Raw genomic sequence first — 24,536 nt, forward strand, 5'->3', positions numbered from 1 at the left:
GGTGGCCCGCGTCCTCGTCGTCGCCGACGACCTCACCGGGGCCAACGCCTGCGCCGCGGGCTTCGCCCGTGCCGGTATGCGTGCCGTCACGCTCGGTCAGAGCGACCCCGCGGGCACCGTGGCCGAGTTCCACCCGAGGTTCGACGTGGTCGTCGTCACGACGGAGTCGCGGCACGCCCCACCGCACCAGGTGCGTGAGCGGGTCCACGAGGTCGTGCGGGCCGGGTGGCCGGTGGACCTGCTCAGCACGCGCATCGACACGACGCTGCGGGGCAACGTCGGGATCGCGACCGAGGCGATGCTGACGGTGGCCCGGCAGGTGTCCGACCGTCGGGTGGTGGCGCTGTGCATGCCCGCCCACCCCGACGCGGACCGGGTGACCGTCGAGGGCCACCAGCTCCTGCGAGGGATGCGGCTGGAGAGCACCGAGCTGGCACAGGACCCCCGCGCCCCGGTCGACACCTCGGACGTCGCCGAGGTGCTGTCACGCTCCACGGACCTGACCGCCCGCCACCTGCCGCTGCGGGTGGTCACCGGCTCGGAGGACGAGCTGGCCGCCACGGTCCGCGAGCTGGTGGACCAGCAGGTCGACGTCATCGTCGCCGACGCCATGACCACCGAGCACCTCGACCGGGTCGCTGCGGCCGCTGCCTCCGCCGGGGACGACCTGCTGTGGGTCACGGTGGACCCCGGCCCGGGGGCGGCGGCGATGGCCTCCGCGCTCGGTCTGCGGAGCGCCCATGTAGCCGGGTCCCTGCTCGCCGTGTCGGGATCGGCCACCGAGCTGACCCGCCAGCAGCTCGCCCGTCTCGTCGCCGAGCGCACCTGTCACGTCGTGCGGCCCCGGACGACGGGGGACTCGGTCGTCCCCGACGTCGACGCGACGGTGTCGCTGGTGCGGGAGGCGCTCGAGGCGGCCGAACCGGGAGCCGTCGTCCTGCTCGCCACGGTGATGGACGGCAGCGAGGTGCGCAGCATCTCGGCCGCTGAGGGCGCCGAGCTGCCCGCCGCGCTGGGGCGCATCACGCGCCGCGTCCTGCAGGAGACCAGGATCGACGGCCTCTACACCACCGGGGGCGACATCACGGCGGCCGTCCTCGAGGAGCTGGACGGCCAGGGCCTGGAGATCGAGGACGAGGTCGTCCCGCTCGCGGTCGCCGGGGAGATCGTGTCCGGACCCTGGGCAGGCCTGCCCATGGTCACCAAGGGCGGTCTCGTCGGTGACGCGGAGACGACGCTGCTCTGTCTCGACCGGCTGGCCGGCATGGCCAGGGACCGCCTGCGCTCGGTCCGCACCGCCACCTCGCACGAGCGCGCGAGACGATGACCCCGACGACACTGACGACCTCGCACCACCGCATACAAGGAGATGAGTTCGCATGAGCACCACCCCGGTCCTCGCACTGACCGTCGGTGACCCCGTGGGCATCGGCCCGGAGATCACCGCCTCGACCCTGGCCGAGTTCGCCGGGACACCAGATCACCACGGGATCGCCGTCGGCGACCGCGTCGCCCTCGAGCGGGCGGTGCAGGTCCTGGGTCTGGACGTCGAGGTGCGGGTGGTGTCCGACTGGTCGACCCCGTCCGCGGGCGAGGGCACCATCGACGTCTTCGACATCGGCGTCCTCGAGGGCGACATGCCGGAGTGGGGCTCGGTCGACGGCCGGGCGGGCCGGGCCGCGATCACCGCCATCGAGGTCGCGACGCGCGCCGCCATGGACCAGGAGATCGACGGGATCGTCACCGGCCCCATCAACAAGGAGGCCATCTGGGCCGCCGGGAGCGAGCACCTGGGACACACCGAGATGCTCGGGGAGCTCACCGGCGTGACCAAGCAGGACACGATGTTCGTGGTCCGCGACGAGGCCGAGGGAGCCCACCACCTGCGCATCTTCTTCGCCACACGGCACCTGTCGCTGCGCAAGGCCCTCGACGCCATCACGCTGGACTCACAGGTCGACTCGATCATGCGGGCGTACCGTGCCCTCGAGGTCTTCGGGGTCGAGAACCCGCGGCTCGCGACCGCCGCCATCAACCCGCACGGGGGCGAGAACGGCGCCTTCGGCGACGAGGAGATCGAGATCCTCCGCCCGGCCGTCGCCGCGGTCGCCGAGAAGGGTCTGGAGGTGGCCGGCCCCATCCCCGCCGACTCGGTCTTCCACCACGGCCTCACCGGCCGCTACGACGGGGTGCTCTCGCAGTACCACGACCAGGGTCACATCGCCGCCAAGACCTACGACTTCGACGGCACCATCTCGGTCACCGTGGGGTTGCCCATCCTGCGCACCTCCGTGGACCACGGCACCGCCTTCGACATCGCCGGCCAGGGCAGGGCCGACCACGGCACCATGCGGTCGGCCTACCTCGCCGCGGTCGACTACGCTCCGTTCGTCACGGGTATCCGGGAGGAGTACCTCCCCCGCTGACACCGGAGCCGCAGCAGCCGCCATCGCGGGGGAACGAGGGCATGAGCGAGACCCCCAGGACGCAGCACCGCAGTCGCAGGGAGCGGCTGCGGGAGATCGTGGCGCTCCTGCGGTCCGGCACCACCAGGGTCGAGGACCTCGCGCGGACCGTCGACGTGTCGGAGTCGACCATCCGGCGCGATCTTGCCTCCCTCGAGGCCGAGGGTCACATCGACCGCACCTACGGCGGAGCGCGTCCGTCCGGGCCCTACAGGGAGACCCGGCTCGGCGAGCGGATGAGGATCGAGGTCGCCGCCAAGGCCCGTATCGGTGCTGCTGCCGCAGCCTGGGTGGAGGAAGGGTCGACGATCTTCGTCGACGCGGGTTCGACCTGCGCCCAGCTCGTCGAGCACCTGCGCGACCTGCGCGACCTCACGGTCGTCACCCGGGGGCTGGAGATCGGGCTGATGCTGGCCGACAGCCCGATCGACGTCATCGTCGTCGGCGGGGAGGTGTCGCCGTCGAGCCACGGACTGGCCGGGGCCGTCACCCTCTTCACGCTCGAGCGCCTCGCGGTGGACCTCGCCTTCCTCGGGTGCGACGCGGTCCACCCGTCCCGCGGCGTGGGTGAGCCGACCCTCGAGGAGGCGGCGACCAAGGAGATGGCCTCGCGCCAGGCCAGGCGCACCGTCGTCCTGGCGCACGCGGCCAAGCTCACCGTCGAGGCGGTGCCCGCCTGGGCGCAGCTACCCCCTGGCTGGACCCTCCTCACGGACGAGTCCTCCGAGGACCGCCTCGCCCCCTTCCGGGACGAGGGGGTCCGTGTCGTGAGCGTGCCGTCCTGACCGTCCGCCCGACCCACCCGGTCCGAGCCACCGACGTCGCCACCACGGGGGCAGGTCCGGTCCTGTCGTCCTCATCACGGAAGGAAGCACGCGTATGAGCACCATCGCCTTTATCGGGCTCGGCATCATGGGGAGCCCCATGGCCGTCCATCTGCAGAAGCACGGGCACGCTGTCCGTGGCCACAACCGCTCGCCCGCCAAGGCTCGTGCCCTGCAGGAGGCCGGCGGGACGGCCTGCGCCTCCGCGGCGGACGCCGTCAGCGGCGCCGACGTCATCTGCCTCATGCTGCCGGACAGCCCTGACGTGGAGGAGGTCCTGCTCGGCGAGGGCGCGGTGCTCGACCACGCCGAGCCGGGCGCACTCGTCATCGACTTCTCCACCATCCGACCCGACGTCACCCGGCGGCTCGCCTCGGCCGCCCGCGAGCGCGGTCTGCGGATGCTGGACGCGCCGGTGTCAGGAGGTCAGGCCGGCGCCGAGGCGGCGACCCTGTCGATCATGGTGGGTGGTGAGTCCGCGGACGTCGAGGCGGCCGACGACGTGCTGGGTGTCCTGGGAGGCACGGTCGTGCACGTCGGCCCTCCGGGTGCGGGTCAGACCGTCAAGGCCGCGAACCAGCTCATCGTCGCGGGCCATCTGCAGGTGCTCGCCGAGGCCGTCGTGCTCCTCGAGACCTCAGGCGTCGACCTGGCGCGGGCCCTCGACGTCCTCGCCGGAGGGCTGGCCGCCTCAGCCGTCCTGATGCAGAAGCGGGACAACCTGCTCGAGCATCGCTTCGACCCGGGTTTCCGGGTCGAGCTGCACGACAAGGACCTCGGCATCGTCGTCGAGACGGCGCGGTCGGGCGGAGTGGTGGCACCCATGGCGGGGCTGCTGGCGGCGCTCATGAGCTCGATGGTGGCCAACGGCGACGGAGGGCTCGACCACTCCGCCCTGCTGCGCGGTGTCGAACGACTGAACGGACAGACTCCTCCCCGGCCCGACACCGCGTGAGGGGTCCGGCCCGGCCCAGCCCGGTGCCGGACGCGCAGCACCGGGGGGCGCTCAGCGGCTCCTGACCGCCCGCAGGACCACGTCGTCGACGTGGTGCGTCGACACCGCGCCGGACGGGCGGGGACGGGTCTCGTGCACCTGCACGGTCCACCCGCCCTGCGTCGCGAGCGCTGCGGCGACCTCCTCGACACCGACATAGGCCTCGGGGTCGAACATGCGGGTCTGCTCGGCGGGGTCCACGGGCTCGCGCATCGGGGACAGGTCGTGGCCGACCACCAGGAGCGTCCCGCCCGGGGCGACGGCACCGAGCAGGGTGCGCAGACCTCGCTGCTCCGGGGTCCGCAGGAACGAGCCGTACTGGAGCGAGACGAGGTCGTAGGTGGCGCCGCCGACGGCGTCAGGAGCGTTGACGTCCCGGTGCAGCAGGCTCACCACGAGCCCCCGGCGCTCCGCCTCCGCACCGACGTGCTCCAGCGCCGCACCGGAGATGTCGGCAGCCGTGACGTCCCACCCCTGCTCGGCCAGCCACAACGAGTCGCCACCCTCACCGGCACCGACGTCGAGAGCCCGGCCGGGCGGCATACCCTCGACCTCGGCGACGAGGGTGCCGTTGGGGTTGCCGCTCCACATCCGCTCCCCGGTGCCGTAGCGCGCGTCCCAGTCGCCCTCCTCCCCCGCGGTGCGCTGCGCGGAGCGCAGGTCCTCGTCGGCCAGGCTGAAGGCGATCATCGCGCCGATGCGACCGCCGTGGGCGGCCGACGGCAGCACCTGCAAGGACGGGTCGGTCAGGTTGCCCGCGCCGTACACGCCCGGCACGGCGGTCTCCCCGGTCACGGGGTCGACCTGCAGCACCTCACCCAGACCGGTGGGGTGCGCGCTCGCCTCGATCCCGAGCGGCGCCAGCGCCTCGATCCGGGCGTGGAAGCGGGTGCCGACCACCACCGCGTCGGCCTCGAGCTGTGTCCCGTCGACCAGCTCCACGGCAGTCACGGTGCCGTCCGCCCCGGTGACCACCCGCCGCGCGCCGGTGCGCACGACGGGCACGCCGGCGGCCTCGAGCGCGGTGAGAGCAGCCTCGTCGACGCCCGTCACGTCGGGCAGCACGACGGTCAGCCGGTCGGTCAGGTGGCGGAGCAGCGCGGTCGGGTGCAGGCCCATCGGGTGCGTGACGATCTGGACGAGGCGCTGGTCGCGGACCTCGTAGCCGTGGCAGAACGGGCAGTGGATGACGTCCTGGCCCCAGCGCGGCGCGACCCCCTCGATGTCGGGGAGCTCGTCGACGATGCCGGTGGCGGCGAGCACCCGCCGGGCCAGGAGGGTGTGCCCGCCGCTCAGCTCGACGCGGAAGCGACCGTCCTGCACCGGTCGGACGGCGAGCACGCGACCGGCCAGGATCTCGCCCCCGTAGCTGCGGACCTCCTCACGACCGACCGCGAGCAGCTCGGAGGGCGCCGCCGCCTCCCGGCCGAGGTAGCCGTGCATGTGGGCGGCCGGGGCGTTGCGCGGGGTCCCGTCGTCGACGGCGATGACCGTCCGCCGCTGCCGGGCGAGCTGCAGGGCCGCGGCCAGCCCGGCGGCCGAGGCGCCGATGACCGCGACGTCGCAACGGCGCTCCATCGTGGGCCCGGGGTGGTCGTGGCCGTGCGCGCGGGACTCGTGCTGGGGAGGATGCTGGGGCGTCGACATGGCTCTACCCTACCGACGTCGTGCGGTATGTGGGACAGCATTTGCAGGATTCGCAAGAACACGGCAGACTGTCCGGATGAGCACCACCGATGTCGAGACGTTGGCGCGCACCCGGCTGCGCAGCCTGCGCAGCACCCTGGGCTACTCGCTGGAGGAGCTCGCCGAGCGGACCCACCTCAGCCCCTCGACGATCAGCCGCATCGAGACCGGCAAGCGCACGCTCGGGTTGGACGTCCTCGTGCCGCTGGCCCAGACCCTCGGGGTCAGCCTCGACGCCCTCTTCGAGCGACCGGGCGACGAGGACGTGGTCATCCGACCGGCACCGCACAGCTCCGGCGGGCACACCACGTGGCCGCTCAGCCGATCCGACGGCCGCACCGTGGCCATCAAGATGCGCCTGGAGCCCTCGACGCGTGCCCCCGAGCAGCGCGTCCACCCCGGGCACGACTGGTTCGTCGTCATCGAGGGTCAGGTCCACCTGCTGCTCGGGGACCGGGAGATCGAGGTCGGCACGGGGGAGGCCGCCGAGTTCTCCACCATGACCCCGCACGCCATCCGGGCCGTTGGCGGGCCGGCCGAGCTCATCATGATCTTCGACCGCGAGGGGCAGCGGGCGCACGTGCACCAGTGACGCGGCAGACGCCGTCCGGGGCACGACGGACAGCGGCCCGTCACGTCGCCGGCGCGGCCACCTCGATCGACATCACGCAGTTCTTCAGGCCCTTGGGGCGCACGTAGGTGAAGCCCAGTCGCTCGTAGAGCCGGCGGGTGCCGTTGTAGAGGAACGAGGACGACATCTTCTTCGTCTGGTGCGTCAGGTCGTGCGGGTAGGCCTCGACCACGCCCCCGCCGGCCTGCGCGATGAGGTCGAGCGCACCGCGGATCGCGACCTCCGTCAGGCCCCGCCGCCGGTACCGTCGGTCGACGAAGACGCAGGTGATCCGGTAGTCCGGGTCGCGGTCCTTCTCCTTGTCGTACTGCTTGCGGTGATGGATGTTGGGCAGCTCCTCCGGCGTCCCGAACTCCGCCCACGCCACCGCCTGGTCACCGTCCATCACGAGAGCGGCGTGCGCGAGGCCCGACTCGACATACTCCCGCTTCATCGCCCTGCTGCCCTCGGCGCCCGGCAGCCGGTCTTCGCAGGAGGGTTGGAAGTAGGTGCACGAGCACCCCCCGAAGATGCCGTTGTGCCGCAGCACGAGGTCGTCGAAGGCCGACCACGTCTCGGGCGTCAGCGCGCGGACCTCCAGCTGGGCGACGTCGCCCGTGTCGGTGCTCATGCCCACAACCTAGGGGGTATGCCGGACACCTCGCGTCCTACGCGATGCGTCCCGGTTCGTGCCAGGCTCGGAGGATGAGGAGCCGTCACATCAGCCGTGTCATCGCCGCGGACCGCGACCGGGTCTACGACGCCGTCGCCGAGCCGGACAACCTGCCCCTGTGGGCACAGGGCCTGGCGACCGCAGAGGTCAGCCGGGACGGTGACGACCTCGTCGTGGAGTCGCCGATGGGTGAGGTCCGCGTGCGCTTCGTCCCGCGCAACCACCTCGGGGTCGCCGACCACGACGTCCTGCTCCCCTCCGGCACCATCGTCACGAACCCGCTGCGGGTCCTCGCCCATCCCCACGGCAGCGAGGTGGTCTTCACCGTGCGCCAGGTCGAGCTCACCGACGAGGAGTTCGAGCGCGACTGCCGGACCGTGGCCGAGGACCTCGACCGTCTGGCTGGGCTCGTCGAGGGCTGAGCCGCGCCGGCCGTGTCAGACGCGCCCGGTGTGGTGGGCCCACATGGCGATCTCCACCCTGTTGCGGACCCCGAGCTTGGACAGCAGGGAGGCGACGTGGGTCTTGGCGGTGCTGAGCCCGATGTAGAGCTCGGCCGCGATCTCGGCGTTCGTGCGCCCACGGGCGACCAGCACCAGCACCTGCTCCTCCCGCTCGGTCAGCGGGTCCAGCGGTTGCGCCGGAGCCGTGGGCGCCCGGTCGGCGAAGGTCGCCAGCAGGCGCCGGGTGACGTTGGGGGCGATGAGGGCGTCACCGCGGGCCGCGGCGTGGATGGCCTGGACGAGCAGCTCCGGTCCGGCGTCCTTGAGCAGGAACCCGCGGGCGCCGGCCCGGAGGGCCCCGAGGACGTACTCGTCGAGGTCGAAGGTCGTGATGACGACGACCGCCATGGGGTCGGGCACGCCCGGCCCGGCCAGGCGGCGGGTCACCTCGACGCCGTCGAGGCCGGGCATCCGGATGTCCACGAGGAGGACGTCGGGCCGCAGCCGGGCCGCCAGCTCGAGCGCACCGGGTCCGTCCGCGGCCTCTCCCACGACCTCCAGGCCGGGCTGGGCCCCCAGGATCAGCACCAGGCCGGTCCGCACCAGGTCCTGGTCGTCGGCCACGACGACACGGATGCTCACGTCGGACCTCCCGCGGGCAGCTCGGCCTCGACCACCCAGCCGCCCTCGGGCCCCGGCCCTGCGGAGAGGGAGCCGCCGAGCAGCTCGGCGCGCTCCCGCATACCGGTGAGACCGAAGCCCGGAGCCGGCCGCGGCACCGCCCCTGCCACCCCGTCGTCGACGACCCGCAGGACGACCGCGTCGTCGACCCGGCGGACGTCGATCACGACGCGGGTCGCGCCCTGCGCGTGCCGCAGGGCGTTGGTCAGGGCCTCCTGCGCCAGGCGGTAGGTCGCGGCGTCCACCGGACGCGGCAGCCGGACCAGGGGGCCGGTGAGCGCCACCTCGACGACCGGTATGCCGTCCGGCCGGGCCAGGCCGGAGAGGTCGGTGATGCCCGGCTGCACCGCGAGGGTGTCCCAGCCGTCCTCGCGGAGCACCCGCACCACGGAGCGCATCTCCGCGAGGGTGCGCGTCGCCTCGGTCTCGATGGCGGCGAGGATTCCCGCCGCCCGCTCCGGCTGGGTACCGGCGACGACACCCCCGGCCTGGGCCTGCACGGCGATGGCAGAGACGTGGTGCGCCACCGTGTCGTGCAGCTCCCGGGCCAGGGTCAGGCGCTCGTCGTTGCGGATCTCCTGCTGACGGCGGCGCCACACGTCGGCGCGGTAGCGGAACACCGCCGCGAGGGCGACGACGAGCAGCAGGAGCACGCTGCCCCCGACCACCTCGGCCACGTCCGCCGCCGCGGCATACATGCCCAGTGTCGCGACCGTCGCGACGACGAGGATCCCGAGGCCGATCTCCCGACCCGAGCCCCACCGCGCCAGGGAGTAGAGCAGGACGAGGATGACCATCATGGATCCGAGGCCGAGGTCGTCGCTCCGGGTCAGCAGCTGCACGAGGGACAGCGACCCGGCCGCGCCGAAGCCGACGACGCAGGCGACGAGGGGACGGCTGCGCCGCCACAGGAGGACGGGCATCAGCGCCACGGCGAGCACGGTCACGAACGGCTGCCCCGCGAGGCCCGGACGCGCGATCCCCTCGACGAGCGCGGCGACCCCGAACCCGGCGACCAGCCACCCGTCATGGCGCCCCACGGGTGGGGGGTCAGGTGGCCTGGGCTCCCGCCAGAAGGAGCGCCACAGCGCGTTCATCGCCCCAGCGTAGGGACCGGCGTGCCGCGGTGCACCTGTCGCGCCGACGACCCGGCCGCCGACCCTCGGGCCGGTCGGTCGGGGCGGGTCGCACGGACCACCGTCACGTGGTGACCTGGGCACGGCGGGTGGTGGCGGCGTCCTCCGCGGGCACCGAGCTGGTGCGGGGCCAGGCCCAGGCGGCACGGATGATGAACCCGAGCAGGACGAGCTCGAGTCCCAGCCCCAGGCCGTAGTAGACGAGCCACTGCTCTCCGACCAGGTTGAACGCCGAGTAGGGGATGTAGAGGACGGCGACCACGAGGTTGAGCACCCGGTTGACCCGGGCGGGCAGGGTCGCCGAGAGCACGATCATGAGGATCGGGACGGCCACGCTGGCGAGCGCGCTCGCGGCGAAGGTCTGGGTGATCTCGAACTCCCAGACGACGCCGTCGAGGATGTCGTCGACGACCCCGGGCTTGTAGAGGGTCAGGTAGTCGACGTAGATGTAGAGGAACATGAAGCTGGTCCACGCCGCGGCGAGCTGGGCCGTGACCGGGACCGCCGGGTTCTGCAGCGACGTGGGGTGTGCTGCGGACTGAGTACTCATGGGCGACTCCTTGGTGGGTCGAGGACTGGTCACACCACGATGGCCGGTCGGCAGCTCAGAGGACATCGGCCATGCGGCTCGACGTGCCTCGCCCGGAAGAACGGCTGCCGGAGCGGACCACTCTTCCGCACGGCCCTGCTCGTCACGTGTCAGGGCTCGTGGGCAGTCACCCCAGGGAGGCCGCCGAACCGGGCCGAGGCGTCCCGGGTGAGCAGCACCCGGCGCGACTGGGCCGCGGGCGCGGCGAGGATCAGGTCGTGCGCCCCTCGCGGTTGCCCGGACCGTCTCGCGTGCGCGACGAGGCGGGCGTGATGAGCGGCCGTCCTCTCGGTGTAGTCCAGGACGCCGACGGCGTCGACGATGGCCATGAGTGCCCGCATCCGGGTGTCGGCGCGCTCAGCGGTGTCGGCCAGCTCGATCACGGTGCGGTACTCGGCCACGGTGAGGGCGGCGATGGCGATCTGGTCGTCGTCCAGCGACGCCACGTCGACGTGACCTCGCTCGTAGTTGATCAGGACGTTCGTGTCCAGGATCAGGCGTCGCCCCACGGGTCCGGCACCTCCTGCGCGACCGCCCCCATGGCCTCGGTCAGATCGGTGACGAACTGCTCATCCAGCGTCGCGACGCCTCGGTGGCGGTGATCGTCCTCATGCCACCTCTGTCATCCGACAATCAGATTTCCTGTAGCACCGTCATCCACAGTCTGTGGCGAACCTTGTCGAGAAGCCCCGGGATGGACGCGCTCAACATCTCTGGTCCGCCGCGGTCGGGCTGGCTCTCGGACGGTCTCACCGTGGGCAGCACCCCACGGCCGCCCGCCTCGTGCCGGGCTAGAAGTTGCTCGCCATGTTGGTGAACCTGCTGTAGTGCCCCTGGAAGGCGACCACCACGGTGTCCGTCGGTCCGTTTCTGTGCTTGGCGACGATGACGTCAGCTTCGCCCTCTCGGGGTGACTCCCGCTCGTAGAGCGATTCCCGGTGCAGCAGGATGACGACGTCCGCGTCCTGCTCGATACTGCCTGACTCGCGAAGGTCGCTCATCTGGGGCTTCTTATCCGTCCGCTGCTCCGGCCCACGGTTGAGCTGGGAGAGCGCGATGACCGGGACCTCGAGCTCCTTGGCCAGCAGCTTGAGCGCCCGGGAGAACTCGGCGACCTCCTGCTGGCGCGACTCCACCCGCTTGCCCGAGCTCATGAGCTGCAGGTAGTCGATGATGACCATCCGCAGGTTGTTGCGTTGCTTGAGCCGTCGGCACTTGGCCCGAATCTCCATGAGCGACATGTTGGGGCTGTCGTCGATGAACAACGGCGCGTCGGTGATGCGACCCTGCGTCTCGGCCAGCCGCGTCCAGTCGCGGTCGCGCATGTTGCCCTTGCGCATGTTTTGCAGCGGGATCTCCGACTCCGCCGACAGCAGGCGCATGGTGATCTCGGTCCGGCTCATCTCCAAGGAGAAGACGACCGTCGCCATCTGGTGCTTGATCGCCGCGGCCCGGGCGAAATCCAGGGCGATGGTCGAGTTGTGGGTCGGGATCATCGAGCGGCCAGCGAGGTAGAGGTGGTCACGTGCGGCCACCTGCACGCATCGCACTGGAATGCTGTCGACGGGACGAACAGCACAGATGAAGCGTGAGTTGCGCCGCTGGAAAGATCTGGCGCGACGTTCTTTGTGGACAAGACGCTTCCGCTCGAGCCGGAACACGTCCTCGTCACTGGAGAAGGTCAGGGTGTGCGCGACTGAGGAGGCTGCAGTATGTCCTGCGACAGTCCTCTGGCTCCGCCCGCACCGGTAGCCCAACCCGACGACGAGCTCGTAGACGTCCTCGGCCAGTCGAGGCGAGGTGGTCGTGAACTGCGGGCAGCCACTCGCGGCCACCGTGCCGTCGGTGTCAAGGAGTCCCGCCAGTAGTGCTCGCCGTTGCGGCTCGCTCGCACGGAGGTATGGCGTGGGGATGTGCTTGTAGCCCAGCACCCCGACGCGTCGCAGGAGGGCTCGCACCGAACCGTGGTCGGCGTAGCAAGCACGACACCTCCGAGACCCGCTGGAAGGGCCCCCGCAGTCTGGACAGAACGCCGCAGATGGTGATCCCACACCCCTCGACCGGCCACCGCAGACGCGACCGCACGTCTTCACCTGCGAGGTGTGCGGGGTGAAGGGCTCACCACACACGACGCAGTCACGTTGAGGGACGGGCTCTGTAGGAACGTGGAGGGAGTAAAGGTAGTCACCGTGATGACGCACCTCGACACCCTCGGCCTCGAGGTGCATGACGATCTCGGGATCAGCAGAGGTGAACCGCGCACCAGCAGACTCACCGTCGCCCAGCCAGACGCCCAAGACGTAGGGCGGCAGGACCAACTGCGCCTCAGGGAGGTCGAGAGGCTTCGCGAGAGCGACGCTGTGGTTGAGACGTCGTTCTGCAGTAGCGCAGCGGAGGGTTCGCGCGATATCGCCCGTGGTGCGGGCGGACGACACATCCTGCCTAAGGCCCCGCCGCTCTGCTCGCGTGCTGGTCTCCCACAGATGCTCCTCGTCAGCCACGATGACCGACCCGTCGGAGAACTCCACTTCGTAGCAGGGACGATCGTGCATGACCTCGGTCGCAGCGACCACCAAGGTCGGCCGACCATCGGCCCCCAGCAGCTCGTCGCCTACGACGACGTCCCCCATCGTTGTCCACCCCGTCGGTGTCGGCAGCGGGGTCTCCAGCGCGAGCGCCTTCCCGACAGCAGGCCTGGCCGCGATGATGACCATCTGCCCCGGGTGCAGGCCGTTGGTGAGCTCGTCGAGCTCGGTGAACCCGGTCGGCACACCGGTCATCTCCCCCGAGGACCCGGCCGCGTGCTCGATCTCGTCCATCGTGGGCTCGATGAGCATGCCGAGCGCGTGGTAGTCCTCACCGCCGCGCTTGTCCGCGACGGCATACACCTCCGCCTGGGCGGCGTTGACGATGTCCTCGACGTCGCCCCCCTGGTAGCCGATCTGGACGATCCGCGTGCCGGCGTCGACCAGGCGCCGCAGCACCGCACGCTCGGCGACGATCTCCGCGTAGAACGCCGCGTTGGCGGCCGTCGGCACCTCGGCGATGAGCTGGTGCAGGTATGCCGTGCCCCCGATGCGCTGCAGGTCGCCCCGCTTGGTCAGCTCGTCGCCGACGGTGATCGCGTCGACCGGCTCGCCCCGCGAGTAGAGGTCGACGCACGCCTCGAAGATCGTCTCGTGCGCCGGGCGGTAGAAGTCCTGCGCCTTGACCATCTCCGAGCACTCGGCGATGGCGTCCTTGGACAGCATCATGGAGCCGAGCGCACTGCGCTCGGCAGCGACGTCCTGCGGCGGCAGCCGGTCCTCCGGGCCCCCACCCGTGCCCTGGTCCGGAGGTCCGTAGACCTCCATCTCGCTCAGCGCCATACCGGCCTCCCGACGTTCGAACTCGTGTGCGGGCCAGTCCAGCACCGCCTGCCGACAGACCCGCGCGCCCTACTGCCGACGGCCCACCGTACGGCCCCGGAGCGCTCCGCGCAGCACTGCCCTGTGGAGGGGGTGTGGACACCCTGGGGACACGGTGGGGACGAGCGGAGGACGCGCCGCGCGGCGGTGTGGACAAGACTGTGGACGGTCCAGGAACTTGGGTCACACCGGCGCTCTCACCTGCGACGACGCTCCCCACAGCCTGTGGACGAAAAGTCGTCGGAGCACGCCTGGGAAGGTTGACACCCCCAGCCGCGTTTAGCACTCTATAAGCACGAGTGCTAATGCACCCGCGTCGAGACAAGGAGGAACCTGATGAACCGCTTCGACCCGCTGCGCGAGATGGACCGCCTGATGTCCGAGCTGCGCACGGCCCCCACCACCGCGTCCGCCATGCCGATGGATCTGTACCGCGCCGGCGACCACTTCGTCGCGCGTGTCGACCTCCCCGGCGTCGACCCGGGGTCGATCGACATCGACGTCGAGGACCGCACCCTGACCCTGCGCGCCGAGCGGCGGGAGCAGACCGACGTCGAGCAGTGGCTCTCCCACGAGCGGCCCGCCGGCACCTTCGCCCGGCAGCTGACCCTCGGCTACGGGGTGGCGCTGGACCGCATCGAGGCCGACTACACCGACGGCGTCCTGACGCTGACCTTCCCCGTCGCGGAGGAGGCCAAGCCGCGCAAGATCAACGTCACCCACCGCGGTCAGCACAGCATCGAGGGCGAGAGGGTCCCCGAGGGCGCGTCCGCAGGGCAGTGACGGGCTCCGTCGGACCCCGGTGACACACTCGGGCGGGTGACCCCACCCGCCCCGCGGGACGGCCAGGCCAGGGAGATCCTGCGCCTGGCCGTCCCCGCTTTCCTCGCCCTGGTGGCCGAGCCCCTGTTCCTGCTCGCGGACTCGGCGATCGTCGGCTACCTCGGCACGTCCGCCCTGGCCGGTCTCGGGGTCGCGAGCGCGGTCCTGCTGACCGCGGTCAACATCTTCGTCTTCCTGGCCTACGGCACGACCGCCGTCGTGGCCCGTCGTCTCGGTGCGGGAGACCAGCGGGGCGCCGTCAGCGCGGGCATCGACGGCATCTGGCTCGCCCTGCTGCTCGGAGCCGTGGCGGCGGTGGCGACCGCGCTGCTCGCCGGGCCGCTCGTCCAGCTGTTCGGCGCGGGCCCGGCGGTCGCCGAGGAAGCGGTGACCTACCTGCGCTGGTCGGCGCTCGGCATACCGTCGATGCTCGTCGTCCTGGCGGCCACCGGCGTCCTGCGGGGACTGCAGGACACCCGCACCCCCCTCGTCGCGTCGGTCGTCGGCTTCTCCGCCAACGGGCTGCTGTCGCTGCTGCTCGTGCACGGCGTCGGGTGGGGGATCGCCGGGGCCGCGATCGGCACCGTCCTCGCGCAGACCGGTATGGCGCTGGGTCTCGTCCTCGTCGTCGTCCGGGGGGCCCGCCGGCTGGGGTCGTCCCTCACCTTCCACGGGGCCGGGGTGCTGCGCGCGGCGCGCGGCGGGGTGCCGCTGCTCGTGCGGACCGCCGCCCTGCGCGCGGCCCTGCTGCTCACCACCTGGTCGGCCGCCGGGCTGGGTGACGAGCAGCTCGCCGCCCACCAGGTCGCGATGACGGTCTGGTCCACGCTCGCCTTCGCGCTCGACGCCCTCGCCATCGCCGCCCAGGCGCTCACCGGCAAGACGCTCGGCGCCAGCGACACCGAGGGCACCCGCGCCGCGACCGCCCTCATGGTGCGGTGGTCGATCTGGTTCGGGGTCGTCCTCACCGGCGTCATCCTGCTGCTGCACCGCGTCATCCCGCTGGGCTTCAGCCAGGACGCCGACGTCCGTTCCGCCCTGGGTGCCGCACTCGTCGTCGTCGCGGTCGGACAGCCGATCGCCGGCATCGCGTTCATCCTCGACGGCGTGCTCATCGGCGCCGGCGACACCCGCTGGCTGGCCTGGGCGCAGACCGCGGCGACCGTGGCCTACCTGCCGATGGTGCTGGGGGTCCGGCTCAGCGGTGTCGACGGCACGACCGGGCTCGTCTGGCTGTGGGTCGCCTTCACCGGCTTCATGAGCGTCCGGGCCCTGCTCATGTGGCGGCGGGCCAGCGGGGAGCAGTGGATGGTGGTCGGCGCCGAGCGCTGAGCGGCAGGGGGCAGTGCCCGACACCGTCACCATCGGACGAACCCCCGCCGGGGCCGCTCGACGACCGTCGGTGACAGGCGTGGCAACCTCCGCTCAGCCGCGGTGTCCCTTCACCAGGCCTTCGCGGGTCACGGTGAAGCCGCGTGCCGGCACGACGACGGTGCCGGTCGCCGGCTGCCGCCCCTCGAACTCGCCGTCCTGGTCGAAGCGCGCGCCGGCCGTGCTGCCGAGCGCAGTGACCCGGGCGGGACGCGAGGTGGACCCGGCGTACAGCACGGCGTCGGCCCCGGTGGTGTCGTAGACGACCGTGGCGACGGCGGGACGGACGATCAGCGCGTCGAGCCGGAGCGCGCCGGCGCTCGTGCAGCGCAGGGTCAGCGGGCCCTCGGGGAGCGGGCGCTCGAGCAGCTGCGGCACGAGGCTGCCCTCGACCTCGGTGAGCCCGGCCGGGCCGGTGCCGCCGTTGGCCGTCGTCCCCAGCACCGCACCGCCCACGACCTCCCAGGTCGCGTCACCGGCCTCCTCGGCGGTGCGCCAGGCGAGCGGATGCGCCCAGCCGCCGTCGGCGACGTCGACGTCGAACTCGACCCAGTCGCCCGCAGGCACCTCGACGTACCCGCCTCCGACCAGGTTGCCCTCGCCGATCCAGGCACCCTCCTCCCGCTGCACGACCCGGCATCCCGGGCTCAGCCGCGCCGCCTCGGCGTCCAGCACCTGCAGCCCGTCGAAGGAGGCGATGCCGGTGATCGAGCGGGCGACCTCGGCCACCCGGGGGCGCTCGTCCAGCAGCAGCATGGTGAGCAGCCCGTGGATGGTGGACTCAGCACCGGAGTTGCGGTTCACCCGACCGTCGGTCTCCACCCCGTCGACGGTGACGCCGGTCGACGGGTCGTAGGTCGGCACCCCGGCCGTGTTGGCCCCGAAGAACCAGCCCGCGGCGAGCCCGGCGATCTCCAGCAGCCCCCACCCGCCGCCGGCCTCAGCGGCCGCCACCGCCCCCGCGACACGTCCGTGCGCGCCGTAGGCGATCTGGGCCTCGGCGGGGGCCGGCGCCCAGGCGTTGTGCGGACCACCCGCCGTGAGCACCTGCGGGGTGAAGGTCCCGGCGTCGGCGACCGCCGCCCGGACCCAGGCCCGCCGCCGACGGACCTGCCCGGCCGTGGCGAGCGCCTCCGGCGCGGCGGCACCCCAGGCGTGCCAGAAGCCGAGGGACCCGGTCCAGGGCAGCACGGCACCGAAGGGCCACTCGCCGTCCCGGTCGGTCGCCATCGCCGCGATGCCCTCGGCGTAGCGGTCCAGGGCGCGCAGCACCCGTCGGTCCTTCGGCCCGCGGTCGACGACGGCCACCAGGCCGAGCACGGCCTCTGCGGTGGCGTCAGCCCCGCCGGCGATGAGCCAGGCCGGCAGCCGCACCCCGTCGCTGGTCACCCACTGCCCGTACCGGCCGAGCGACTCCCGCTCCAGCGCGTCCAGGCACAGGTGCAGCCGGCGCAGCAGGAAGCGGGCGAAGCGGGGCTCGCCGCGCCGGAACACGGCATACCCCTCCCCCAGGGCCCACACCGTCCGGGCGAGCCAGTACGACTCGGCCGAGTCGGACGGGTCCGGCAGCTCGACCGGCTCGGCGCTGGGGTTGAGGGTGCCGTCGGCCTGCTGCCAGAGGACCACCCGGCCGGCGTCGGGGCCGCTGTCGTTCTGCAGGTAGGTCAGCGTGCGCAGCAGCTGGTAGGCCTCCTCCTTGCTCCTGCGGTCCCTGGTCTGCTGCCAGTCGCGCAGGAAGACCACGGCCGCGCGGCTGATGTCGTCGGCGTTGTAGGCGCCCTGCGTCCAGTCGCCGGTGGCCGGGTCCAACGTCCCCCCGCCCACCCGGCGGTAGCCGTCGCCGTCGGCGTCCGCATACGTCCACGGGGCGAGACCGGCAGGGTCGTCCTCGATGTCGAACGTGGTGTGCGTCCCGTCCCGTCGCAGGGGCACCTCGTCCAGCAGGAAGCGCAGGTGCGCCAGGTTGGTCAGCCTCGTCCTGCCCCCGGGTCGCCGCCCGGTGGTCCCTGGCGCGGCGGTCGCGGGTCCGGCGAGGGTGGGTTGCGCGAGGACCGCCCCGGCGGGCGCGGCGGCGGAGAGGGTGAGGAAGGTGCGTCGGGTGGTCATGATCGGGTCTCCTGCTCGGTGAGGGCACCGAGGGAGGAACCCCAGCGCTGGTTCGGGTCGTGCACGGCGACCGCGAGGGTCGTGTCGGACTGGCCGTAGTAGGCGAACCACTTCCCGTGGAAGTGGACCAGCCCCTCGACGAAGGTGACGTTGGACACCAGCCCGTGGGTGTCCTCGAAGGTCTGCGGTCGCAGCCACGGCTCCTGGAGGCGGGCCAGCACGCGGGTCGGGTGGTCGGGGTCGATGGCGATCTGGCCGCACCGGTAGTCGACATCGACCGAGCCGTCGTCGTGCACCGTGCGCGTCGCACCGTTGGTGAGCATGAGCAGCAGGCCGTTGTCGGTGAGCACCGGCGAGGTGCCGATCTCGACGAGGTCGGCGTCGAAGGAGCCCGGCGTCGGGGCATACATCGGCTCGGTGTCCGGGGTGCCCGGGGTCCAGTGGACGAGGTCGTCGCTGGTGGCCCAGTAGATGCCGCCCTCGCCGAAGTACATCCACCACTTCCCCTGCATCTGCACCGGCACGATGACCCCGGCCTTGGACCAGGTGTGGCCCCGGGGGTCGACGGTGGCGAAGGTGTCGAAGTCCTCGAAGAGCGGCCCGTGCTTGGTCCAGGTATGCAGGTCGGTCGAGGTCGCCAGGCACAGCTGGGCCGCGCGTCGGTCCCATCCGGTGTAGGTCAGGTAGTAGGTCCCGTCGATCAGGGCGATGCGCGGGTCCTCGCAGCCGTAGCGCTCGTAGTCCTCGCTCGGTGACAGGACGGGCTCCTCCTCCCGCTCGAAGGTGAAGCCGTCGCTGCTGCGCGCCAGCCCGACGTGCGACACGATGTCCTCGGCGTGGGCGCGGTAGAGCAGCACGACCTCGTCGCCGTCGACCAGCGCCGCGGGGTTGTAGAGGTTGCCGGACTCCCACGAGCCGCCGCGCGGGCGCAGGATGGGGTTGTGCTCGTAGGGCGTGAACGGCCCGAGGGGGAAGTGTGCTCCGGTGAACATGGATCAGCCCTTCACGGCGGTGCCGAGGTCGGAGGCGGTGAAGTACCGCTGGAACAGGACGAAGAGGATGACGACGGGGAACGCCAGCGCGGTGGCGCCGGCCAGGATGGCCCCGTTGGGGTTGGCGGTGGACTGGGCGACGTTGGAGATGTAGTTGGCCAGGGACACCGCCATGGGCTGGAGGCTGGCGTCCTTGGTGATGAGGAAGGGCCACAGGAACTCGTTCCACGGGCCGATGAAGGTCACGAGCACCACCGTCACCAGGGCGGGCCGGACCAGCGGCGCGGCGATCGAGGTGAGGATGCGCAGCTCACCCGCCCCGTCGACGCGGGCCGCCTCGAACATCTCCTGCGGCAGTGCCCGGAAGAACTGGGTGAAGATGAACACGGCCGTGGTGTTGATGGCGAACGGCGCGATCATGCCGAGGTAGGTGTCGCCGAGCCCGAAGCCCCGGGTGATCTGCACGTAGAGCGGGATCATCAGCAGCTGGAAGGGCACCATCTGCACGAGCAGCATGAGCACCCACGTCGCCCCGCGACCGCGGAAGTCGAGCCGCGCCATGGCATACCCCGCGAGCAGGCCGAAGACGACCGTCCCGAGCAGGACGCCCACCGTGAAGATCAGCGAGTTGACCAGCGAGCGGACGAGGTCGATACGGGCGTCGATGGCGGCGAAGTTGCCCAGTGTCCACCCCGAGGTGGGCACGAGGGACTCCGGGGAGTTGGTCGGCGCCTGCTGGAAGGCGCCGACGACCATGAAGTAGAAGGGGAAGGCGAAGACCAGCGCTGCCGTGGTGAGGAGCAGGTAGCGCACCCAGGTGGAGCGTCGGTGACCCATGTCAGGCCTCCCTGTTGATCCGGTTGGCGGCCAGCGAGAGCATCCCCACGACGATGACGAGCAGCATGCCGATCGCGGCTGCCGTGTCCGGGTTCTGCTGCTGGATGCCCTGCTGGTAGATGAGCAGGACGGGGGTCGACGACGCGCCGTCGGGCCCGCCGCCGTTGGTGAGCAGGTAGGGCTCGGTGAAGAGGTTGGCGCCGGTGATGATGGCGAGGATCAGGACGAGGGTGGTGACCGGGCGCACGCCGGGGACGGTGACGTGCGCGAAGCGCTGCCACGCGTTGGCGCCGTCGGTCATCGCCGACTCGTGCCGTTCCCGCGGCACGTTCTGCAGCGCCGCGAGGTAGAGCAGGATGTAGAAGCCCAGCTGCTTCCACGTCACGTAGAGCGCGATCGTCGGCATGGCCAGGGCGGAGTTGATCAGCCAGGACGGGTTCGGCGCGAGCGGTCCGAGGACGCTGTTGACGAGCCCGCCGGAGGAGAAGAGCAGCATCCACACCCCCACCAGCGACACGCTCGCGGTGAGGTAAGGGACGTAGAACGCGACCCGGTATGCCGCCACCCAGCGGATGCCGCTGTCCAGCGCCGTGGCGAGGACCAGGGCGAGGACGACGGTGAGCGGCACGTTGATGACGAGGAAGACCGCGGTGTTGCGGAACGACTGCAGCACCTGCGGGTCGGTCAGCACGCTGGCGAAGTTGTCCAGCCCGACGAAGGGCTTGGGCACGTCGACGCCGGGTGCGGTGAAGAAGTAGTCGTGGAAGGCGATGTAGACCGCGAAGCCCAGGGGGTAGGCGAAGATGACCGCCACGAACACGAGGTAGGGCAGCGCGAAGAGGGCCCCGATCGGCTGCGCACCCAGGAGGCGGGTGCGCAGCCGGGGGCGACCGGCTGCCGGGGCAGCGGTCACCGGCTCAGCCCTGGGCGAGCTCGTCGACCTGGGCCGACGTCTCGCTGAGGAAGTCCTCGATCGGGGTGGTGCCGAAGATCACCGCGGCGGAGTAGCCGTCGCGGAAGGTCTGCCACACCTCCACCGAGTTGGGGATGCTGGGCACGTCGCCGACCCGCTCGGCCTGCTCGGCGAAGGAGACGTAGTCGGGGTTCGCCTCGAAGTAGTCGGCGTAGGTGTCGGCGAGGTCGGTGCGCAGCGGCATCTGGCCGGTCAGCTCGAGCAGCTGGCCGTCGCTGTCCGTGCTCGTGGCGAACTGGAGGAACTCCCAGGCGGTGCCCTGGTTCTCGCAGGTCGTGAACATCGAGACGTTCTTGGAGTCCGCGAAGGTGTAGACGTCGTCGGTCCCCGTGCTGGTGGGCACCGGCATGAAGCCGACGTCCACGGTCTCGGCGTACGACGGGATGGCCCACGGACCGGCGAGCTGCATCGCGGTCGTGCCCGCCGACATGGCGTCGTCGGTCGAGGCCTCCTTCGGCGCGAGCCCGTCCTCGTACACCGTCGCCCAGAACTCGGCGACCGTGCGCCCCTCCTCGCTGTCGAAGGTGGCCTCACCGTCCTCGACCAGGACCGTGCCGCCCGTCTCCGCCAGGTAGAGCGGGTAGTAGTCGAACCAGGGCTGGTAGAACTCGTTGGTCGGCGCCGGCCAGATGGCGCTCTCGGACGCCCCCGAGTCCACGATCTGCTGCGCCCCGGCGAGGAAGTCCTCGTAGCTGGCCATCTGCGGGTCCTCCGGGTCCAGCCCGGCCTCCTCGAAGATCGTCTTGTTGTACATGATCATCACCGGGTTGGACTTCCAGGGAAGCTGGTAGTAGCTCCCGTCGATGGCGTAGGCCTGGGCGCCTTCCCCGCCGCGCTCCTCGATGTAGCTCGCGCCGTCCTCGAAGCCGGACAGGTCGACGAGACCACCCTGCCGCACCCACCCCGAGACCGCCGCGGTGGCGATGTTGAAGACCAGGCAGGGCGCTGTCCCCGCCGTGATGGCGGCGGTGATGGCCTCCTCCGAGGAGGACCCCGCCGGGATCTCCTGGGCCGTGACCTCCTGGTCCGGGTTCTCGGCGTTCCAGGCCTCGACGACGGACTCGCCCCAGGCCAGCTCCTGCTCGTTGTTGGACAACCAGATCTCGATGGGGCCGGTCGCGGCGGCCTCGCCGCCGTCGTCGCCGCCACCGCCGCCGCTGTCGCCGCCGCCGGAGCAGGCCGCGACCAGGAGGCCGATGGACACCAGGGCGAGGGGTCGGACGAATCTCATGCGTTGCTCCTTGGGTGAGGGGGTTCGGTGCTGGCGCCGGTGCTGTCCCGGAGGCGCAGACGGGTGCAGTCGAGGGTGATCGAGCGGGGCGGGCGGCCGGAGATGTCGAGCAGCAGCTGCTCCGCGGCGACCTCGCCGCGCCGGCGCGGGTCGGTGGACACGCTGGTCAGCGGCGGGGACAGGTGGGCGGAGAGGTGGTCGTCGTCGAACCCGGCCACCGCCAGGTCCTCCGGGATGCGCAGACCGCGTGACCGGGCGTAGGACAGCCCGGCGATCGCCATGGTGTCGTTGGCGTAGACGATGGCCGTGGGGCGCTCCGGCAGGTCCAGCAGCTCAGCGGTGAGATCCCGACCGGTGCGCGCGGTGAAGTCGCCCTGGCGCAGCAGCTCGTCGCTCCCGGTCCGCTCGAGGTAGGCCGAGGCGCGGACCCTCGAGTGGACGTAGCCCATCGGCCCGGAGACGTGGGCGATGCGCGTATGCCCCTGCGCGAGGAGGTGATCGACCAGCTCGCGGACGGGGGCGGCGTCGTCGGTGCGCACGCACGAGAACGTGCTCGCGTCCTCGTAGGCACCGAGCAGGACGGCCGGCAGCCCGAGCTCCTCGAGGAACGGCACCCGCCAGTCCGCCGCGTGCAGGTCGAGGACGACGACGCCGTCGGCGCGCCCCTGCGCCATGGCGCGGTAGGCCCTCTCCTCACCCGCGCGGGTGCTGGCCACCTGCAGGACGAGGGCGACCTCGCGCGGGGCCAGGGCCGCCTCGACCCCTGCGATGAAGGCCGGGAAGAACGCGTCGGACGCGAGGATCTCCGGGTCGCGGGCGAGCACGATCCCGATGGCGTTGGCCCGCCGGGTGGCGAGGGCGCGGGCGAGCGAGCTCGGCACCCAGTTGAGCTCCTCCGCGGCCGCCACGATGCGCGCCTTGGTGGCCGGGCTGATGGGTCGCTTCCCGCTGAAGGCGTGCGAGACCGTGGCCTTCGTCACCCCAGCAGCACTGGCGACGTCACCGATGGTCGGTCGACCCATGAGCACGCTCCTTCGCGTCGTTCCTCTCGAAAGTAAACCGGTTTGACAATGAGGTCAACCGGTTTGATGAAGTTTGATGAGGCACGGTGGTGGCGGTGTCCTACCGCCCCGCCCCCGGCGGCGATCCCACGGTTCCCATCGGTCGCCGCCACCACCCCCCGGGACGCCGAAGGCCCCGCCTCCCAGGAGGAGGCGGGGCCTTCGTCGCGCGCCGCTGCGGCGCGGGTGGTGCTCAGGCGTTGGCGACGACGCTCACGGTGACGTCGGCTGCGACGTCCTCGTGCAGACGCACGTGCACGGCGTGCTCACCGACGCTGCGGATCGGGGTGCGGACCTCGATGCGGCGCTTGTCGACCTGCGGGCCGCCACCGGCGACGATCGCGTCGGCGATCTCACCGGGGGTGACGGCGCCGAAGAGTCGACCGCCGGAGCCGGCGCGCGCGGCGACGGTGATCTCGGCGCCCTCGAGCCGGGCCTTGGCGGCGGCGGCGTCCTCGGCGCTGCGGACGGCGCGCTTGGCGCGCGCAGCCTTGATCGAGTCGACCTGCTTCTGGCCGCCCTTGGTCCAGGGCGTGGCCACCTTGCGGGGCAGCAGGAAGTTGCGGGCGTAGCCGTCCTTGACGTCGACGACGTCACCGGCGTCACCGAGGCCGGTGACGGGCTGGGTCAGGATGATCTTCATGTGGATGCTCCTTCGCCGGCTCAGCGGGCGGAGCTGCTGTAGGGCAGCAGCGCCATCTCGCGGGCGTTCTTGACGGCGTTGGCGATGCGGCGCTGCTCCTGGACGGAGACACCGGTCACCCGACGGGCGCGGATCTTGCCCCGGTCGGAGATGAACTTGCGCAGCAGCGCGGTGTCCTTGTAGTCGATCGACTCGATCTTCGCGGACTTGAGCGGGTTCGCCTTCTTCTTCGGCTTACGCATGACGGGCTTGGCCATCGTGGTGCTCTCCCCTTTCGTGAGAGCCCGAGCTCATCGCTCGGGATGGTGGTGGTTGAACGGTGTGGTGCTGTGGTGAGCGGGCCGGCTCAGAACGGCGGCTCGTCGTAGGACGGCGCGCCGCCCCACCCCGAGCCCCCGCCGGAGCTGCCGGACCCGCCACCGGAGGTGTTGCTCGCCCCGCCGGTGGCCCAGGGGTCGTTGGCCGGGGCCTGCTGGCCGCCGCCCTGCTGACCACCGGACTGGCCGCCCTGGCCGCCCTGCTGGCCGCCGGAGCCGCCGCCCCAACCGCCCTGCTGGCCGCCGGACTGGCCACCCTGGCCGCCCTGCCAGCCGCCTCCACCGCCGCCGCCACCCTGGCCGCGCTGGGCCTTGGTGACCTGGGCGGTGGCATACCGCATGGACGGACCGACCTCGTCGACCTGCATCTCCATGACCGTGCGGTTCTCGCCCTCCTGGGTCTGCCAGGAGCGGGAGACGAGCCGGCCGGTCGCGATGACGCGGTCCCCGCGGTGCAGCGACTCCGAGACGTGCTCGGCGGCCTCGCGCCAGACCGAGCAGCGCATGAACAGCGTCTCGCCGTCCTTGAACTCGTTGGTCTGACGGTCGAACTGCCGCGGCGTGGACGCCACGGTGAAGTTGGCGACGGCCGCACCGCTGGGGGTGAAGCGCAGCTCGGGGTCGGCGGTCAGGTTGCCGACGACGGTGATCGGAGTCTCTCCGGCCATGTCAGGT

Annotated in this window: 24 protein-coding genes; 8 read left to right on the plus strand and 16 right to left on the minus strand. The window is 71.8% G+C overall.

Annotated elements, in window-relative coordinates:
- Position 1 precedes the first annotated feature (1 nt).
- The 4 genes from EUS26_RS03500 (at position 2) to EUS26_RS03515 (ending at position 4,244) form a co-directional block, all read left to right on the plus strand.
- Positions 2-1,327, plus strand: coding sequence for a four-carbon acid sugar kinase family protein (locus EUS26_RS03500; protein ID WP_130011791.1), 1,326 nt, complete (start codon positions 2-4; stop codon positions 1,325-1,327).
- A 52-nt stretch (positions 1,328-1,379) separates the two neighbouring features.
- Complete coding sequence (gene pdxA, locus EUS26_RS03505; RefSeq protein ID WP_130011792.1) at positions 1,380-2,426, plus strand: 4-hydroxythreonine-4-phosphate dehydrogenase PdxA; 1,047 nt, start codon at positions 1,380-1,382, stop codon at positions 2,424-2,426.
- 41 nt (positions 2,427-2,467) lie between these two features.
- Positions 2,468-3,250 carry a DeoR/GlpR family DNA-binding transcription regulator gene (locus tag EUS26_RS03510; protein WP_130011793.1) on the plus strand — a complete coding sequence of 261 codons (783 nt, stop codon included), beginning with the start codon at positions 2,468-2,470 and terminating at the stop codon, positions 3,248-3,250.
- A gap of 94 nt (positions 3,251-3,344) precedes the next feature.
- On the plus strand, positions 3,345-4,244 hold the full coding sequence (locus EUS26_RS03515; protein WP_130011794.1) for an NAD(P)-dependent oxidoreductase: 900 nt from the start codon (positions 3,345-3,347) through the stop codon (positions 4,242-4,244).
- A 51-nt stretch (positions 4,245-4,295) separates the two neighbouring features.
- Here the strand turns inward: EUS26_RS03515 and EUS26_RS03520 are convergent, their stop codons facing one another.
- A complete protein-coding gene (locus EUS26_RS03520; protein WP_130011795.1) occupies positions 4,296-5,930 on the minus strand; it encodes an FAD-dependent oxidoreductase in 1,635 nt (544 codons plus the stop codon).
- A 76-nt stretch (positions 5,931-6,006) separates the two neighbouring features.
- Here EUS26_RS03520 and EUS26_RS03525 point away from each other — a divergent pair, with 76 nt between their 5' ends.
- Positions 6,007-6,561: a helix-turn-helix domain-containing protein gene (locus EUS26_RS03525; protein ID WP_130011796.1), complete on the plus strand. Its 555-nt coding sequence runs from the start codon at positions 6,007-6,009 to the stop codon at positions 6,559-6,561.
- A gap of 40 nt (positions 6,562-6,601) precedes the next feature.
- Here the strand turns inward: EUS26_RS03525 and EUS26_RS03530 are convergent, their stop codons facing one another.
- Positions 6,602-7,210 (minus strand): GNAT family protein, encoded by a 609-nt coding sequence (locus tag EUS26_RS03530; RefSeq protein WP_130011797.1) that lies wholly within the window; start codon positions 7,208-7,210, stop codon positions 6,602-6,604.
- A 74-nt stretch (positions 7,211-7,284) separates the two neighbouring features.
- On the opposite strand from EUS26_RS03530, the gene EUS26_RS03535 reads away from it, so the two are divergent.
- Positions 7,285-7,674, plus strand: coding sequence for an SRPBCC family protein (locus EUS26_RS03535; protein WP_202865027.1), 390 nt, complete (start codon positions 7,285-7,287; stop codon positions 7,672-7,674).
- 15 nt (positions 7,675-7,689) lie between these two features.
- Here the strand turns inward: EUS26_RS03535 and EUS26_RS03540 are convergent, their stop codons facing one another.
- From EUS26_RS03540 to dnaB, 5 genes are all read right to left on the minus strand, one after another.
- Complete coding sequence (locus EUS26_RS03540) at positions 7,690-8,337, minus strand: response regulator (RefSeq protein WP_130011798.1); 648 nt, start codon at positions 8,335-8,337, stop codon at positions 7,690-7,692.
- A complete protein-coding gene (locus EUS26_RS03545) occupies positions 8,334-9,473 on the minus strand; it encodes a sensor histidine kinase (protein ID WP_130011799.1) in 1,140 nt (379 codons plus the stop codon). The genes EUS26_RS03540 and EUS26_RS03545 overlap by 4 nt, the downstream gene beginning before the upstream one ends.
- A gap of 103 nt (positions 9,474-9,576) precedes the next feature.
- Entirely contained in the window at positions 9,577-10,062 is a 486-nt protein-coding gene (locus EUS26_RS03550) for a DUF6326 family protein (protein WP_130011800.1), read from the minus strand.
- Positions 10,063-10,211: 149 nt separating this feature from the next.
- A complete protein-coding gene (locus tag EUS26_RS03555; protein ID WP_130011801.1) occupies positions 10,212-10,610 on the minus strand; it encodes a PIN domain-containing protein in 399 nt (132 codons plus the stop codon).
- A gap of 282 nt (positions 10,611-10,892) precedes the next feature.
- The gene (dnaB, locus tag EUS26_RS03560; RefSeq protein WP_130011802.1) at positions 10,893-13,469 is read right to left on the minus strand and encodes a replicative DNA helicase; all 2,577 of its coding nucleotides are present in this window, start codon (positions 13,467-13,469) and stop codon (positions 10,893-10,895) included.
- Positions 13,470-13,841: 372 nt separating this feature from the next.
- Here dnaB and EUS26_RS03565 point away from each other — a divergent pair, with 372 nt between their 5' ends.
- Together EUS26_RS03565 and EUS26_RS03570 are read left to right on the plus strand one after the other, a co-directional pair.
- Positions 13,842-14,291, plus strand: a complete 450-nt coding sequence (locus EUS26_RS03565) for an Hsp20/alpha crystallin family protein (protein WP_202865037.1) — start codon at positions 13,842-13,844, stop codon at positions 14,289-14,291.
- 36 nt (positions 14,292-14,327) lie between these two features.
- Positions 14,328-15,662, plus strand: coding sequence for an MATE family efflux transporter (locus EUS26_RS03570; protein ID WP_130011804.1), 1,335 nt, complete (start codon positions 14,328-14,330; stop codon positions 15,660-15,662).
- A 93-nt stretch (positions 15,663-15,755) separates the two neighbouring features.
- Here the strand turns inward: EUS26_RS03570 and EUS26_RS03575 are convergent, their stop codons facing one another.
- The 9 genes from EUS26_RS03575 to EUS26_RS03615 form a co-directional block, all read right to left on the minus strand.
- Positions 15,756-17,807, minus strand: a complete 2,052-nt coding sequence (locus EUS26_RS03575; protein ID WP_130011805.1) for a hypothetical protein — start codon at positions 17,805-17,807, stop codon at positions 15,756-15,758.
- On the minus strand, positions 17,804-18,799 hold the full coding sequence (locus EUS26_RS03580; protein ID WP_130011806.1) for a glycoside hydrolase family 130 protein: 996 nt from the start codon (positions 18,797-18,799) through the stop codon (positions 17,804-17,806). The genes EUS26_RS03575 and EUS26_RS03580 overlap by 4 nt, the downstream gene beginning before the upstream one ends.
- A 3-nt stretch (positions 18,800-18,802) precedes the next feature.
- Entirely contained in the window at positions 18,803-19,636 is an 834-nt protein-coding gene (locus EUS26_RS03585; RefSeq protein ID WP_130011807.1) for a carbohydrate ABC transporter permease, read from the minus strand.
- A 1-nt stretch (position 19,637) separates the two neighbouring features.
- A complete protein-coding gene (locus tag EUS26_RS03590; RefSeq protein WP_165368490.1) occupies positions 19,638-20,549 on the minus strand; it encodes a carbohydrate ABC transporter permease in 912 nt (303 codons plus the stop codon).
- A gap of 4 nt (positions 20,550-20,553) precedes the next feature.
- Positions 20,554-21,840, minus strand: a complete 1,287-nt coding sequence (locus EUS26_RS03595) for an extracellular solute-binding protein (protein ID WP_130011808.1) — start codon at positions 21,838-21,840, stop codon at positions 20,554-20,556.
- Positions 21,837-22,862: a LacI family DNA-binding transcriptional regulator gene (locus EUS26_RS03600; protein WP_130011809.1), complete on the minus strand. Its 1,026-nt coding sequence runs from the start codon at positions 22,860-22,862 to the stop codon at positions 21,837-21,839. Before EUS26_RS03600 ends, EUS26_RS03595 begins: the two co-directional genes overlap by 4 nt.
- Before the next feature lie 232 nt (positions 22,863-23,094).
- A complete protein-coding gene (gene rplI / locus EUS26_RS03605; RefSeq protein ID WP_130011810.1) occupies positions 23,095-23,544 on the minus strand; it encodes a 50S ribosomal protein L9 in 450 nt (149 codons plus the stop codon).
- A 20-nt stretch (positions 23,545-23,564) separates the two neighbouring features.
- Complete coding sequence (rpsR, locus tag EUS26_RS03610; protein ID WP_010147233.1) at positions 23,565-23,801, minus strand: 30S ribosomal protein S18; 237 nt, start codon at positions 23,799-23,801, stop codon at positions 23,565-23,567.
- An 89-nt stretch (positions 23,802-23,890) separates the two neighbouring features.
- The gene (locus EUS26_RS03615; RefSeq protein ID WP_130011811.1) at positions 23,891-24,529 is read right to left on the minus strand and encodes a single-stranded DNA-binding protein; all 639 of its coding nucleotides are present in this window, start codon (positions 24,527-24,529) and stop codon (positions 23,891-23,893) included.
- Positions 24,530-24,536: the final 7 nt, after the last annotated feature.

The sequence above is a fragment of the Serinicoccus sediminis genome, from assembly GCF_004153545.1.
In the GTDB taxonomy this organism is placed as follows: domain Bacteria; phylum Actinomycetota; class Actinomycetes; order Actinomycetales; family Dermatophilaceae; genus Ornithinicoccus; species Ornithinicoccus sediminis_A.

Coding starts and splice junctions, on each gene's coding strand:
- pdxA (WP_130011792.1), top strand. CDS start 1,380: ATGAGCACCACCCCGGTCCTCGCACTGACCGTCGGTGACCCCGTGGGC.
- EUS26_RS03510 (WP_130011793.1), top strand. CDS start 2,468: ATGAGCGAGACCCCCAGGACGCAGCACCGCAGTCGCAGGGAGCGGCTG.
- EUS26_RS03515 (WP_130011794.1), top strand. CDS start 3,345: ATGAGCACCATCGCCTTTATCGGGCTCGGCATCATGGGGAGCCCCATG.
- EUS26_RS03520 (WP_130011795.1), bottom strand. CDS start 5,930: ATGTCGACGCCCCAGCATCCTCCCCAGCACGAGTCCCGCGCGCACGGC.
- EUS26_RS03525 (WP_130011796.1), top strand. CDS start 6,007: ATGAGCACCACCGATGTCGAGACGTTGGCGCGCACCCGGCTGCGCAGC.
- EUS26_RS03530 (WP_130011797.1), bottom strand. CDS start 7,210: ATGAGCACCGACACGGGCGACGTCGCCCAGCTGGAGGTCCGCGCGCTG.
- EUS26_RS03535 (WP_202865027.1), top strand. CDS start 7,285: ATGAGGAGCCGTCACATCAGCCGTGTCATCGCCGCGGACCGCGACCGG.
- EUS26_RS03545 (WP_130011799.1), bottom strand. CDS start 9,473: ATGAACGCGCTGTGGCGCTCCTTCTGGCGGGAGCCCAGGCCACCTGAC.
- EUS26_RS03550 (WP_130011800.1), bottom strand. CDS start 10,062: ATGAGTACTCAGTCCGCAGCACACCCCACGTCGCTGCAGAACCCGGCG.
- dnaB (WP_130011802.1), bottom strand. CDS start 13,469: ATGGCGCTGAGCGAGATGGAGGTCTACGGACCTCCGGACCAGGGCACG.
- EUS26_RS03575 (WP_130011805.1), bottom strand. CDS start 17,807: ATGACCACCCGACGCACCTTCCTCACCCTCTCCGCCGCCGCGCCCGCC.
- EUS26_RS03580 (WP_130011806.1), bottom strand. CDS start 18,799: ATGTTCACCGGAGCACACTTCCCCCTCGGGCCGTTCACGCCCTACGAG.
- EUS26_RS03585 (WP_130011807.1), bottom strand. CDS start 19,636: ATGGGTCACCGACGCTCCACCTGGGTGCGCTACCTGCTCCTCACCACG.
- EUS26_RS03595 (WP_130011808.1), bottom strand. CDS start 21,840: ATGAGATTCGTCCGACCCCTCGCCCTGGTGTCCATCGGCCTCCTGGTC.
- EUS26_RS03600 (WP_130011809.1), bottom strand. CDS start 22,862: ATGGGTCGACCGACCATCGGTGACGTCGCCAGTGCTGCTGGGGTGACG.
- rplI (WP_130011810.1), bottom strand. CDS start 23,544: ATGAAGATCATCCTGACCCAGCCCGTCACCGGCCTCGGTGACGCCGGT.
- rpsR (WP_010147233.1), bottom strand. CDS start 23,801: ATGGCCAAGCCCGTCATGCGTAAGCCGAAGAAGAAGGCGAACCCGCTC.
- EUS26_RS03615 (WP_130011811.1), bottom strand. CDS start 24,529: ATGGCCGGAGAGACTCCGATCACCGTCGTCGGCAACCTGACCGCCGAC.